The 13,503-nt window shown below is 36.0% G+C and carries 12 protein-coding genes; 4 read left to right on the forward strand and 8 right to left on the reverse strand.

Going from position 1 to position 13,503, the window contains the following annotated elements; all coding sequences use genetic code 11:
* Positions 1 to 66: 66 nt before the first annotated feature.
* Both MG290_RS09165 and MG290_RS09170 read right to left on the reverse strand, forming a co-directional pair.
* A complete protein-coding gene (locus tag MG290_RS09165) occupies positions 67 to 684 on the reverse strand; it encodes a murein L,D-transpeptidase catalytic domain family protein (RefSeq protein ID WP_264561014.1) in 618 nt (205 codons plus the stop codon).
* Complete coding sequence (locus MG290_RS09170; RefSeq protein WP_264561015.1) at positions 662 to 1,414, reverse strand: lysophospholipid acyltransferase family protein; 753 nt, start codon at positions 1,412 to 1,414, stop codon at positions 662 to 664. Before MG290_RS09170 ends, MG290_RS09165 begins: the two co-directional genes overlap by 23 nt.
* Before the next feature lie 93 nt (positions 1,415 to 1,507).
* Between MG290_RS09170 and trpS the strand changes: the two genes are divergently transcribed.
* Positions 1,508 to 2,482, forward strand: coding sequence for a tryptophan--tRNA ligase (gene trpS / locus MG290_RS09175; protein ID WP_264561016.1), 975 nt, complete (start codon positions 1,508 to 1,510; stop codon positions 2,480 to 2,482).
* Positions 2,483 to 2,549: 67 nt separating this feature from the next.
* Here the strand turns inward: trpS and dprA are convergent, their stop codons facing one another.
* Positions 2,550 to 3,662, reverse strand: a complete 1,113-nt coding sequence (gene dprA, locus MG290_RS09180; RefSeq protein ID WP_264561017.1) for a DNA-processing protein DprA — start codon at positions 3,660 to 3,662, stop codon at positions 2,550 to 2,552.
* Positions 3,663 to 3,825: 163 nt separating this feature from the next.
* Between dprA and MG290_RS09185 the strand changes: the two genes are divergently transcribed.
* Positions 3,826 to 4,755: an SPOR domain-containing protein gene (locus MG290_RS09185; protein WP_264561018.1), complete on the forward strand. Its 930-nt coding sequence runs from the start codon at positions 3,826 to 3,828 to the stop codon at positions 4,753 to 4,755.
* Between the two features lie 81 nt (positions 4,756 to 4,836).
* Positions 4,837 to 5,346, forward strand: a complete 510-nt coding sequence (locus MG290_RS09190) for an acyl-CoA thioesterase (protein WP_257500159.1) — start codon at positions 4,837 to 4,839, stop codon at positions 5,344 to 5,346.
* Positions 5,347 to 5,401: 55 nt separating this feature from the next.
* Here the strand turns inward: MG290_RS09190 and MG290_RS09195 are convergent, their stop codons facing one another.
* From MG290_RS09195 to MG290_RS09205, 3 genes are all read right to left on the reverse strand, one after another.
* Positions 5,402 to 6,649, reverse strand: coding sequence for a hypothetical protein (locus MG290_RS09195; protein WP_264561019.1), 1,248 nt, complete (start codon positions 6,647 to 6,649; stop codon positions 5,402 to 5,404).
* Between the two features lie 114 nt (positions 6,650 to 6,763).
* The gene (locus MG290_RS09200; RefSeq protein ID WP_264561020.1) at positions 6,764 to 8,677 is read right to left on the reverse strand and encodes an OmpA family protein; all 1,914 of its coding nucleotides are present in this window, start codon (positions 8,675 to 8,677) and stop codon (positions 6,764 to 6,766) included.
* A gap of 16 nt (positions 8,678 to 8,693) precedes the next feature.
* Positions 8,694 to 9,620: a PorP/SprF family type IX secretion system membrane protein gene (locus MG290_RS09205; protein WP_264561021.1), complete on the reverse strand. Its 927-nt coding sequence runs from the start codon at positions 9,618 to 9,620 to the stop codon at positions 8,694 to 8,696.
* A gap of 241 nt (positions 9,621 to 9,861) precedes the next feature.
* Here MG290_RS09205 and hflX point away from each other — a divergent pair, with 241 nt between their 5' ends.
* Positions 9,862 to 11,088 (forward strand): GTPase HflX, encoded by a 1,227-nt coding sequence (hflX, locus tag MG290_RS09210; protein ID WP_264561022.1) that lies wholly within the window; start codon positions 9,862 to 9,864, stop codon positions 11,086 to 11,088.
* A gap of 66 nt (positions 11,089 to 11,154) precedes the next feature.
* Here hflX and MG290_RS09215 read toward each other — a convergent pair whose 3' ends face one another.
* Entirely contained in the window at positions 11,155 to 11,583 is a 429-nt protein-coding gene (locus MG290_RS09215; RefSeq protein ID WP_264561023.1) for a hypothetical protein, read from the reverse strand.
* A gap of 24 nt (positions 11,584 to 11,607) precedes the next feature.
* Entirely contained in the window at positions 11,608 to 13,449 is a 1,842-nt protein-coding gene (locus MG290_RS09220) for a gliding motility-associated C-terminal domain-containing protein (protein WP_264561024.1), read from the reverse strand.
* Positions 13,450 to 13,503 lie beyond the last annotated feature (54 nt).

Here is a 13,503-nt window from a genome sequence, read left to right on the forward strand (position 1 = left end):
ATTTACGCAACTTACCTCTTTTAGCTTCTTGTTCGCCTTGAATCAAGTTCGGGATGACAAACAGTGTTACTTATAATAAATCCTCAACAAAATATGTTTTTTGCTATTATCAATAATGTTTTCTAAAATTTTAAAAGTCTCTTGGCTCACCATTGGGCAACCTTCGCTATTAATAACGGGTACCAATTGTTCTTCGTGTGGCATAAAAGCGTAAGTATGTAAAACCACGTAACGCGCAAAAGCTTGGTCGTTGGTTTTATCTAAACCATGCAGTTTGTACGATTTTCCAAATCTGCCCACATAACTTGCTCCAACTTTATAGTTTCCTAACGAAGTCATATTGCTGCCTTCTACATTGCTAAACTGCAATTCACCATAGGTTCCGGTGTTTGATCCTTTTCCATGCGCCACCAAACCTTTGTGCAAAACACTGTCATTCTTAACATCGTACACATAAAAGCGGTTGTATCGGCTTTTAATAGCCATATCTGCCAAGAAAACAATATCCTGATTATAATCGGCATGATCTTGTAAGAATGTTTTGGCAATTTTTGTGTTCTCTTTGAATCGGTCGTTTGCTTCAGTCGAAACATCGTATTGCGGTCGAACAAATTTAAGTACAAGCAAAACAACGGCAGCTAATAAAACAATTGCAAATAAACTACGAATGAGTATTTTTTTCATGCTTTAGTAAAGGTTTTAAAATCAATTCACGTACTTGGTCTTTTAATTCGGGTTTATCGCGCTGGGTTAATCCTTTGGTTTCAACAAACGGATGCTGGTAAACCAACACATTTCCGGGATGTCCTGCAAAAAACCGAAAAGGAAACATCTTTTTTAATCCGATAAACGTCATGGGAACCACCGGAATTTCAAAATCGATTGCCAAACGAAAAGCGCCGTCTTTAAAATCATCTAAAACAACCGATTCGTCGTTTGGAACACCACCTTCGGGAAAAATACAAACGCTTAAACCGCTTGCCAACTTTTGCGCCGCCATAATCATGGTTCTCTGTCGGCTCACAGCACTTGATCTGTCAACCAAAATACAGGCTTTTTTATAGAAATATCCAAAAATGGGCAATTTTGCCAATTCTTTCTTCCCTACGAACACAAACGGGTTTTTCACCAAAATCAGCATCAGCATAATATCCATCATCGACGTGTGGTTTGCCGTAAGCATATAACTTTTGTTTCGATCGAATTGCTGTTTAGTAACGATTGATTTCCTGAAACCTGTTCCGTAAAACACTGCAAACGCCCAAATTCTAGCCAAAAAGAAAAAGAATCGATAGAATTTATCGGTTGATAACGAAACAATTAAAAAGGGCGAAAGCACCACAATTACGATCAGTATGATGAGGTAAAACCAAAGTTTCCAGAAAAACCAAACTGCTTTTTTTAAAAAATCCATGTGTTTTTTGTTAGACAATGCAAATTAATAAATAAATAATTTTAACAACTAACGTTATAAACTTTTAAATTTGTAAAAATTTAATTTTAAATAATGGCAAAAGTATTAACAGGAGTTCAAAGTACCGGAACCCCACACCTTGGAAATCTTTTAGGAGCTATTTTGCCTGCTATTGAAATGGCAAATAGTCCTGAAAATGAAACGTTTTTATTTATCGCCGATTTGCATTCGGCTACACAGATTAAAGACGCAAAAACATTGAAAGAAAACACCTATAGTGTGGCTGCTACTTGGCTTGCGTGTGGATTAAACACGGATCGTGTGACGTTTTACAAGCAATCAAGCGTGCCACAAACTTGTGAGCTTACTTGGTACTTAAGCTGTTTTTTTCCATTTCAACGTTTAACGTTGGCACATTCTTTTAAAGATAAATCGAGTTATTTGGAAAACGTAAACGCCGGATTGTTTACCTACCCAATGCTTATGGCAGCCGATATTTTATTGTACGATGCTGAATTTGTGCCGGTTGGTAAAGACCAATTACAGCATTTGGAAATAACGCGTGATGTCGCATCTCGATTTAACAACCAAATGGGAGAAACATTTGTGTTGCCTACTGCAAAAATTTCCGAAGAAATCATGACCGTTCCCGGAACCGATGGCGAAAAAATGAGTAAATCTCGCAACAATTTCATCAATATTTTTGAAGACGATAAAAAGTTGCGCAAACAAATTATGGCAATTGTTACCGATGCTACTCCGTTAGAAGCACCTAAAAATCCGGATACCTGCAACGTGTTTGCTATTTACAAATTATTGGCAACACCTGAACAAACTGAACAAATGCGTGCAAATTATTTAGGTGGAAATTACGGTTATGGACACGCAAAACAAGCTTTGTTTGAATTGATTTGCGAAAAATTTAAAGACATACGCGAAAAATATACCTATTACATGAACAACTTGGAAGAGGTTGATCGTTTCTTGACAGAAGGCGCTGTAAAAGCTGCTGTTATTGCAAACGGAACATTAAACCGAGTTAGAGAGAAGTTGGGGTATTCTTTTTAAGATTTTTATTGTAGCTTATAAAACTCTGTCAAAGTTTAGAACTTTGGCAGAGTTGTTTATTTAATACTTATTCTTTCACTTTAAACATTTTCCCTGGTAACCCCACAACAATTCCGTTTAGTTCCAGCATCATTAATTCAGCATTTAAAACCGGCATTGACAATTGGGTTTGCAACGCCAATTCATCAATATGTAAAGCTTCGTTTTGCAAAGTTTTTAAAATAGTTTGCTGTAAATCGGTAAAATCATTTAAGTTGATTTGTTTTTTAACTTCCGCTTGTTTCTTGGGTTCGTCTGTTGTATTCCAGTTTAAATCGGTAATTAAATGGTCAAAATTATAAAGAATTTGTGCCCGGTTTTCATGAATCAATCGCAAACATCCTTTGCTAAACGCATCGGTTATTTTTCCTGGAATAGCATACACTTCGCGTGCATAATCATTGGCAAAATAGGCCGTTGAAAGCGATCCGCCTGTTTCAGCACTTTCAACCACCACGGTTGCATTACACAAACCAGCAATGATTCTATTTCTTCGAGTGAATAATTCGGGTACCAATGTGTTAAAACCTGCATATTCGGAAATGATTAATCCGTTTGTAAATAAATCTTCATAGTATTTTTTATGCACACTTGGATACAATTTTTTAAAACTTGTGCCCATGATTCCTACCATATTCAGGTTTAACTTTCGGGCTTCATGGTATGCCGCAATATCAACACCATAAGCCATTCCACTTACAATTGTGGGTTTATATGGCTGCAAATGTTCCATCATCTTTGTGGTAATTTCTTTTCCGTAGGCTGATATTTTACGAGTGCCTACAACAGCTAAGCATCGATTATGCAACAATGACAAATCACCTTTATAAAACAGCAAAATAGGTGCATCGGAACATTCTTTTAACAATGCAGGATACGCATCATCTAAAATCCCTACACATTCGATACTGTTTTTTTCGATAAAACGCAGTTCTTCTTCCACTATTTCCCTTTTATTGAATGCTTTCAAAGCTTTTTCAATAGTGTTTGAAAGTTTTCCATCGGAAAAAAAATGATCCTGCTCTTCATTAAAAACAGCTTCTACATTTTTAAAGGCATCTAGTATTTTCCGAGCGTGCAGCACCCCAATCCCATCACACGCTAATAGTTTCAAATAAGCCGTTAATGTTTCCTTGTTCATTTACTTTTTGATTATCATTCTTTTATAAATATAAATCATTTTTTAATTTTGAAAAACACTTAAATCAAGGCAACTGAAAATGTTATCAACAACAGACAAAAATTGTTGATAACATTTGTGAATAATTTTCTTTAAACTGTGTTTGATTTTTTACTTTTGCTTTATGATGATCGAAAAACATATTTCCGCATTATTATACCGCTACCAATGTGTAACGGTACCTGGTTTTGGTGCTTTTATTACCGAAGCAGTATCTGCAAGATACAATGAAACCACGCATGCATTTGTTCCACCCAAAAAAACCATTTTGTTTAACAGTTTGTTACAACAAAACGATGGCTTATTGGCAAACCATATTGCTTTAGAAGAAAATATTTCGTTTAATCAGGCGGTAGCTTTGATTTATGAGCAAGTAAACAGCTGGAAAAATGCCTTGAATGAAAAACAAATTATTTATTTAAAAAATATTGGTGAGCTTTCTTTAAACAGCGAACAAAAATTGCAGTTTGAACCCGTTGGATCTACCAATTACCTTACATCCTCTTTTGGTTTATCTGCGGTTGTGGCGAATGCTTTAACGAAAGAAGAACAAACCAATACAAAAGTTGTGGCTTTAAAACCAACAGCAAGCAAACCACGTTTACAGTGGATGCGCTATGCAGCAGCTGTGGCAGCTGTGATTGGTTTATACAGTTCTGTTTCTACCTATCAGGAATACGAAGTGTATCAAGGCAAAAAATTGGCAGTAGAAAAAGAAGTGCAGTCGCAAATCGAACAAAAACTGCAACAAGCCACTTTTGTTATTGAAACACCTCAAATTATCAAAGAAAAGGTTGCCGAAGTTACTTCAAAAATAGAACAAAAACCTTTTCACATTGTTGCCGGCGCTTTCAAAACCGAAGCCAAAGCACAAATTTTAACCAATGAGTTAAAAGCAAAAGGTTATGCCAATGCAAAATATTTAACCACGTCTAAACACAACATGCGACCGGTGGTTTACAACAGCTATGCAACGCAAGAAGAAGCACAGCAAGAATTGCGATTAATACACGAAAAAGTAAATAAAGACGCTTGGATTTTTATTGAAAACTAAATACAGAAAAAAAGACCGCATTGGTCTTTTTTTTTATTTTGATATGATTTAATTCTGCTACTTTTGTAAAAAATTACGAATATGCAACCCAAAACACCTAAAGATTCTATAACGATATTAACAGATATTGTGTTGCCAGGGGAAACCAACCCCTTGAACAACCTTTTTGGAGGCGAATTATTAGCCCGAATGGATCGCGCAGCCAGCATCACAGCCCGCAGACATTCGCGCCGCGTTTGTGTAACCGCATCGGTAAACAATGTGGCATTTAACAAAAGTATTCCATTGGGAAGTGTGGTAACCGTAGAAGCAAAAGTATCGCGTACTTTTAGGACATCTATGGAGATTTTTCTTGATGTATGGATAGAAGACCGCGAATCGGGCAACCGCCAAAAAGCAAATGAAGCTATTTACACTTTTGTTGCTGTTGATGAAATGGGAACTCCGATTGAAATACCCGCAATTACCCCTGAAACCGATGAAGAAAAAAGCCGATTCGATGCTGCCCTTCGTCGCAAGCAATTAAGCTTGGTTTTAGCAGGCAAAATGCAACCCAGCGAAGCCACAGAATTAAAAGCTTTATTCAGCTAAAAACGAAAAGAGTGTACGGAAAAGCACACTCTTTTGTTTTTGAATAATTTTATGATTATCTACCTCCTCTGGTCATTCCACCACCTGATGAACTTCTTCCGCCGCCGCTGCTACTTCTGCTCATTGAACCACTGCTTCTGCTCATTGAGGGAGCCGACGAACGACTCATAGTTGGTGACGAGCTACGCATGGTTGGAGCTGAACTTCTGCTAGAGCTAGATTGGTTGAAAGTTCTGCTTGGTTGTGAGGAGATACGTGACGAACGCTCTATTCTTGAACGTGCCGGAGCAGCTTCCCTCCTAATTGAAGAAGAATTAAGTCTTCCACTTTCAAAGTTGTTGTTCTGTACACGAACTCTTTCTGTACGACTCGAATTGCTTGTTGCTCTACCACGTGAAAACGCTTCGCTTGATACTCTTTCTCTGCCAGACTGCACGGCAGAACGGCTTGTATTTGTATTGCTGCGGTTAAAGCTTTGCGATCTACCAATACCTTCGCTTCGGTTTGTGCTTCTTAAATTAGATCCATTACTCAATGAATTTACTCTTGAAGTTCTGGTTGATTCTAATGCTCTGCGATTGGTTACGTTTTCATTACGGCTTGCAAAAGATCTATTCGGACTTTGACGCTCTAATGAATTTCCTCTCACACTACTAGTCATACGGTCTGCACGAACTAAACGGCGGTTGTCGGTATAAGAATATCTATTTCTTCGGTCGATATGTGAATATATGTGTCTGTGGTATCTAAACACTGGCATTGGTCTCCAATATGAAAAATAGGTTGGGTAATATCCCCAATACCATGGAGAAAAATAAGGGCGATAGGTAGGCAACCAGAACATATCAAAAAATACAGGAGGCGAATAGAAAAACGGCTCATATATATAGTTTGGTCCATATAAATAGGAGTTACCTACAATTTGCACTTGAACGGTTCTGTTTCGTTGGCGTTCCATTTCAATCGTTGCAACATCCTGAAATTGATCCTGACCTAAAACAGCCTGAATTACGATCACACGCACATCGCTTTCACCTACTTCCACCACACGTAAATAATCAACATAATTATCATTGTTTAAATCAAGGTTGGATATTTGTGCAGACGGATCATTCAATCTACGCTCAAAATCTTCTAAATCTCTAGATTCGCCAAAAATAGATGCTACTGCCTGCAAATCTAGATTATCAGAAATATCATAATTCTGAGCAACAACAGTTGCATTACCACTGTTGTATTGCGCATTACTAACACTTGCGGTTAGCATGGCTGTTGCTATTAATGCGAATCTAAATATTTTCATTTTTATTGTTTTTAGTTTTATTACACTTATGAAATAACAAGTACTGTGCCAAAATTCAATTAATAGAAAAAGACCTCAAAAAATGAGGTCTTTTAACATTATAATTTGTGAAAATTATCTTTTTGTGATGATGAATTCTGAACGGCGGTTCATTGCATCTTGCTCTGGTGTACAGTCGGCACCGCAATCCACTTTTGGTTGGCTTTCACCGTATCCGCGAGCTTCTAAGCGAGCAGGATTTATTCCTTTAGAAATCACATACTGTCTGGTTGAACGTGCACGTTCTTCTGATAATTTTAAGTTGTATGCATCGCTTCCTTTGTTATCGGTGTGCGATTCAATCTTAATCATCATTCCTGGATTTCTTTGTAAGATTTGAACCAATTTATTCAATTCAAAAGCCCCTTGTTGGGTAATATTCGCTTTATCAAACTCGAAATAGATATCTCCTAAAATGATTTTTAAATCATCTCCAATCAACATCTCAATTGGTCGAAGTTCCACATCGATTGGATATTTACCATTACCCCATTTTTGAAGTTCCACGTCTTTGCTTTCATAACCTTCTGCTCCTACTTGCAAAGCAAAAACTTTGTTACAATCGGTATCGTATCGCACAATACCATACGCATCGGTATATTTTGTTTCGATGATGTTACTGTCATAATCTAAAATAGCAACTTCTGCGTTCTTTAGAATAGCACCCGTTTTTTGGTCTTTCACAGTGATTACCATTTCAGTAACACACACCGGGCGTACTTTATAGATATCATCGCGTCCCACACGGTTGGTTGATAAGAAACCAATTCCTTTTTCAGGATAATACGACAAATGGAAATCGTCTTTTGCGGTATTAATTGGGTCACCAATGTTGCGTACTGATGCATTTGGGTCAGTTAAGTCATACATATACAAATCCAATCCACCGAATCCTTTATGAGCATCTGAAGCAAAGATAAGCTTTCCGTCTTCAGAGATAAAAGGAAACGATTCACGACCTTCTGTATTTACAATTGCTCCCAAGTTTTCAGGAGTCCCGTAGGTTCCATCGTCGTTTAAAGCTACTCTCCAAATATCCATATCACCCACTGATCCGGGCATATCTGAAGCAAAGTAAAGGGTTTTTCCATCAGGCGTTACAGCCGGATTACTCACCATATAATTTGCAGAGTTGAAAGGCACAGGCTCTACATCTGTCCAACGTTTTCCGTTGTATTTTGCACGATACACACTAACTTTACCTTTTTTCAAACGGTTCTTTTTGTCTTTTTCATATTTTCCTCCACGGAAACTTTCCGTAGCAAAAAACATAGTTTGACCATCTGCGGTAATAGTAGTGGGTCCGTCGTGATGTTTTGTATTTAATTCATCAACCGGCTTAATGTCTTTAAACTTTTCTTCATCGGCGATGTAAGTGGCTGCATATACATTAAGGTATGGTTGGTTGTTCCAGCCATATTTCTTTTTAGATTCGTCTCGCGCAGACGCAAAATATAAGATGTTATCAGCTGTTAAAACACCCCCAAAATCAGAAAACTGCGAGTGATTCATTCGGCTGTCTTCAAAAGTAAACAACGCTTCTTGGCTTCTTAAAGCGGGGATATAATCCGGGTCTTTAAGAAAATCGATAGCACGCGAATCTTCAGGTTTTAAATCGGCAAATTTCTTCATTATTTTGTTTGAAACATCATAACGTCCGCTTGCCTTAAGCATTTGCGCATATCTGAAATAAACTTCAGGTTCTTGATTAGGGTTTAGCTCTACAGCTTTTGCGTACCACTTCGCAGATTCAACGGTATTGAACAAGTGGTAATAGCTTTCTGCTAATTGCAAAACTACATAACTATCGGTTTTTTCTCCGCGCACTAATTTTTTGTAATGCTCCACCGCATCTGTAAACTCGTAACGTTTAAACAACTCATCGGCGTGTTTTAAGCGTTCTTGCGGTGTACTGATGAAAGCCGTATTTTGAGCTTGTGCAGTGTATAAGGAACCTATTAATAGAAGTGATAAGTAAATTTTTCTCATGATTTATATTTGCATATTAGAAGAAACGTGGTGAACTAGATACTTTTTTCTTGTAGAAAATATCAAACAAAATGAAAACTTCGTGTGATCCACTTGTTGAATAATTTAGAGCTGAAGTTACATAATCGTATGCATAACCTACTCTTAATTTTGGTGTAACTCTATAATTTACCATAGCACCAAATGAATCTTGCAAACGGTAACTTACACCAAACTCTAATTTTTCATCGTATAAAGTGTTAAGAGATAGGTCTGCTGATACAGGAGATTCTACAGCCATTTTTAACATGGTTGATGGCTTTAGTTTCCATTCTCTGTTCAAATCAAATACATATCCACCTGTTAAGAACATGTGCGCCACATCGGTACCAAATTTTCTGTTATTTTTTTCAACAAAAGTATTTTGCAAAAAGTTGGGCATACTAAAACCAACATAGTACTTATTTGTAAAATAAAACAAACCTGCACCCACATTGAAATTAGTTGCGCTACTGTCTTCTGCAAAAACAATATCACTTTTATCAGGTAATGTACTATTAATATCGCTAAACAAGCCAATGTTTTGCATCGTAACACCTCCTTTAACCCCCAAAGCCAAACTATGACCTTTTCCTAAGCGAATGGTATAAGAAACATCAGCATACACATTATTTTCACTTACGGGACCGATATTATCATTAATAAATGATAAACCAACACCTAAATTTTTTGCAACCGGTGTATGCACAAAAGCGGTTGCTGTTTTAGGAGCGTCGTTCATACCCAGCCACTGTGACCTGTATAACACCCCTGTTGACATGTATTCATTTATACCTGCATACGCAGGATTTAATATACTCTGATTGTACATATACTGCGTATAATGAGGATCTTGTTGGGCAAAACCTTTTAAACTCCCCAGTAAAATACAAACTACTGCAACAATACTCTTATTTATTTTCATAAGGACAAATTTATATTTCAATATTACAAAGATAAGTTTTAATTTTTTGTAGCATAATAATTGCCAATTATTTCTTCCCGAACAGCCGTTGTTAAGAAATTACTAAAATAACAATATTAATTTAATATAATCAATATTTTTTTGAATATTTATAAAAAAACAATCTTCGCCCAATTTTAGGTACGTTTCTTACCTGCTATTTTAATAAATTTGCATTATATAGACTACAAAAAATAAAAAAATGTTAGAAAAAGAAGAGATTAATTATGAAAAAGCAGTATTGGTGGGCATTATTACCCAAAATCAATCTGAAGATAAATTGCAGGAATACCTGGATGAATTGGCATTTTTAACCCAAACTGCTGGTGGAGAAGTGGTGAAAAGGTTTACTCAAAAAATGGATAAGCCCAATCCTAAAACATTTGTAGGAACCGGAAAACTGGAAGAAATTGAGCTTTTTGCAAAGGAACACAAAATAGACACCGTTATTTTTGACGATGAATTAACTCCTGCGCAACAAAAAAACTTATCACGCCAGCTAGATTGTAAGGTCTTAGATCGTACCAATTTAATCTTAGATATTTTTGCCCAACGTGCACAAACTTCCTACGCAAGGACGCAAGTAGAATTGGCACAATTTCAATATTTATTACCCCGATTAACCGGTATGTGGACCCACTTGGAACGCCAACGTGGAGGTATTGGAATGCGCGGACCAGGGGAAACCGAAATTGAAACCGACCGCCGAATTGTTCGTGACCGCATTGCTTTGCTGAAAGAAAAAATCCGTACTATTGACCGCCAAATGGCTGTCCAACGCAGCAATCGCGGCGCTATGGTACGGGTGGCTTTGGTGGGATATACCAATGTAGGAAAATCTACATTGATGAACGCAATGGGAAAAAGTGAAGTGTTTGTTGAAAACAAATTGTTTGCAACTTTGGATACAACTGTTCGAAAAGTGGTTATAAAAAACCTACCTTTTTTACTTTCAGATACGGTAGGGTTTATTAGAAAATTACCCACTCAGTTGGTAGAATCTTTTAAATCTACTTTAGATGAAGTACGCGAAGCAGATTTATTATTACATGTTGTGGACATTTCGCATCCTGAATTTGAGGATCATATTGAATCGGTACAGCAAATTTTAAAAGATATTAAAAGCGATGACAAACCCACTATTATGATTTTTAACAAAATAGATGCTTACAAACCAGAATATTTTGACGAAGAAGACTTGGTAATAGAGCGCACCTCTAAGCACTACTCTATTGATGAATGGAAAAAAACATGGATGAATAAAGTAGGCAAAGAACACACTGTATTTATTTCGGCAACTGAGAAAGAAAATTTTGAAGAATTACGCGAAAAGGTGTACGAAGCTGTTAGGCAAATTCATATTACGCGCTTTCCGTATAATAACTTTCTTTATCCGGAATACACCGAAAATGATGCTAGTGAAGAGTAGGCAGTAATACAAAAGCCCGATATTGAATACCGGGCTTTTATAATTGCAACTAAAATGGAATAAAGTTTATTTGTCCATTCTTTCTGTTAAAGTTTTCCAAATAAGTTTAGAATCATACTTTTTAAGAAGTTCTTCTAATAATTCAGTAAACATCTTGCTCTCATCATTCGCCTTGTTTCTAACAGTCACAATGTTATTGTATGCTTCTTGAGCCTCCAATACAGATTTATAATGTGTCTTTGATAAGTTTTTCTGTAACCATTTTGACTGATCTTTTTGTTTTTTAAAACTTTTTATAGCCTTTGGACTTATAAACATTTTATAAAAAGTAGACTCATCTTCATCTAATTTTTTTAGCTCTTGTGAATCAATATTGTTTAGATAAGTTAGATAGGCTGCTTCATATTTTAAAAACAATTGATCATTAGCAATTCCTGATTGTGCAAAACCATTTGCCGAAACAATTAAGAAGATAATATATATTATATTTTTCATGTTCATTAATATTAATTGTTATAATTATTTCACTTCGTACATTAATTGAATCCAATCTTGATACTCACTATCTTTTGTTTTTATATACATAAAATAAGTACCTGAAGGTAATATTTTGCCGCTAGAGTCTTGACCACTCCACTGTCTTTTATAGCCTTTTCCATGCTCATATACAAGTTTTCCATAGCGGTTGTATATTTTCAACTCTTGAACATTATTATAGGTTAAATCTAAATAATCATTTGCACCGTCTCCGTTTGGCGAAATTCCTTTAGGAAAACTACAGCTTTCTACAAACAAGATAAATGATTTAACATTTTCGCATCCATATTCATTGGTTTTTTTAATAGAGACTCTGTAATACCCTACAACATCAATCACTTGATTTTCAGAAGGTTGCGGTAATGTATTAACTACAAAATTACCATCTTCATCAAGTCGTTCCAATTTATAGTAAAATTCATCATCTGTTAGTACAGGTAGTTCATATTTTTCACATAAATTAACATCAACTGGTGTTTTAACTTCAACCGGCGCCTTTATTATTAAAGCTTTAGCAATTTCAAAACAGTTAGCAATTTCTGATTCTACTCTCACATATAATTCATTCTCACCCATTTGAATTGGGTATTCACGAGGATTTGTGATACGATTTGTTTTGTTTATAGCATCATCTTCTGTTGGATAATACAAGAAGGTAAGCTTATCTAACTCTGCCGGATCCACATTTGGCTGACCATCTTTTACCATTTGTGCTATTTCATTCAAATTATAGGTGTTTTGATTTTTATCACAAACAATTAAGCGATCCAATTCAATTTCATCCAGATCAATAGCCGGTCTAAATCGTACTTCGTATTTATCAAAATCTTCATCTTTATCTTCACCATCACAGTCAAAAGGAATAATTTTAGCAGCAATGATTTTAGTTTTGTCTATCACCACATCAAAAGGGGCATTTTGGTTACTTTGCAACACACCATCTACTAACCATTCCATTCGATACCATTGCTCGCCAGCCGGTTTAAACCTCCATGATTGCTGAACAATATCATAAATACCAAGGTTTTTATTTGGTGCTGTATAAGCTTGTGTTCCGTTTGCGTTATTGATACCTAAAATGGCATTTCCGTTATTAGTTAACGGACATCCATTGTGTTGTGTAACTATTATATCAATAAAATTGGTTGTTTCATATAATGCAATTTGGTGTGTCTGCGGAGGAATCAAAGCAGGTAAACAAGCTGTAGGATCTAACTGGAACGCTAATTGTTCAAAGTATGTAATCACAACTACTCTACATGGCGCTTCTCCATAAACTGCATATCTTATTGCACCTTGCATTCCAGTCATCCAATGCGTATGCTTCCAAAACATAATGGTATTAGTCACACCATCTGCATTAGCAGGAAGTGTAAAAGAAGGAGTGTTTCCTCCCTGAGGATATTGTGTTTTGTGGTTTGTTCCGTTGGTAAATGATAAGTACCCATTAGAATGTACGGAAATTTTATTCCAAGTTTCATCAAAGTAGCAAAAATCAAAAGGCAAATCAATATCACTATCTGCTCTATAATCTACAAGATTTGTAAATGGAATATCCGTTCCTGTATATGGAAAAGGATTAAAAGGAATCTCTTCTACCTCATACAGATTTGTTCTTTTAAGTGGAGCATCAATAGTTGGGGTAATAGTAACTAACTGATCTTTACATACCACATATTGATCTTTGTTCTCTAAATAGTACGGATTATTTTCAGGTCGAATTGATACATCGAAACAAGTAGGTCCTGGATCACTGTTATCCTGCGCTGATACCCTTACTGTAGCAGAGGTTAAAAGCAATAAGAAAAGTATTTTTCTAAACATAATGGTTGAATTAATATAATAATTCGTTAAATTTAGAAAAATACTTTTAGAAAA

The organism is Flavobacterium sp. CBA20B-1 (genome assembly GCF_028473145.1).
Lineage (GTDB): Bacteria > Bacteroidota > Bacteroidia > Flavobacteriales > Flavobacteriaceae > Flavobacterium.

Coding starts and splice junctions, on each gene's coding strand:
- hflX (WP_264561022.1), top strand. CDS start 9,862: ATGTTAGAAAAAGAAGAGATTAATTATGAAAAAGCAGTATTGGTGGGC.
- MG290_RS09200 (WP_264561020.1), bottom strand. CDS start 8,677: ATGAGAAAAATTTACTTATCACTTCTATTAATAGGTTCCTTATACACT.
- MG290_RS09185 (WP_264561018.1), top strand. CDS start 3,826: ATGATGATCGAAAAACATATTTCCGCATTATTATACCGCTACCAATGT.
- MG290_RS09215 (WP_264561023.1), bottom strand. CDS start 11,583: ATGAAAAATATAATATATATTATCTTCTTAATTGTTTCGGCAAATGGT.
- dprA (WP_264561017.1), bottom strand. CDS start 3,662: ATGAACAAGGAAACATTAACGGCTTATTTGAAACTATTAGCGTGTGAT.
- MG290_RS09195 (WP_264561019.1), bottom strand. CDS start 6,649: ATGAAAATATTTAGATTCGCATTAATAGCAACAGCCATGCTAACCGCA.
- MG290_RS09205 (WP_264561021.1), bottom strand. CDS start 9,620: ATGAAAATAAATAAGAGTATTGTTGCAGTAGTTTGTATTTTACTGGGG.
- MG290_RS09220 (WP_264561024.1), bottom strand. CDS start 13,449: ATGTTTAGAAAAATACTTTTCTTATTGCTTTTAACCTCTGCTACAGTA.
- MG290_RS09170 (WP_264561015.1), bottom strand. CDS start 1,414: ATGGATTTTTTAAAAAAAGCAGTTTGGTTTTTCTGGAAACTTTGGTTT.
- MG290_RS09165 (WP_264561014.1), bottom strand. CDS start 684: ATGAAAAAAATACTCATTCGTAGTTTATTTGCAATTGTTTTATTAGCT.
- trpS (WP_264561016.1), top strand. CDS start 1,508: ATGGCAAAAGTATTAACAGGAGTTCAAAGTACCGGAACCCCACACCTT.
- MG290_RS09190 (WP_257500159.1), top strand. CDS start 4,837: ATGCAACCCAAAACACCTAAAGATTCTATAACGATATTAACAGATATT.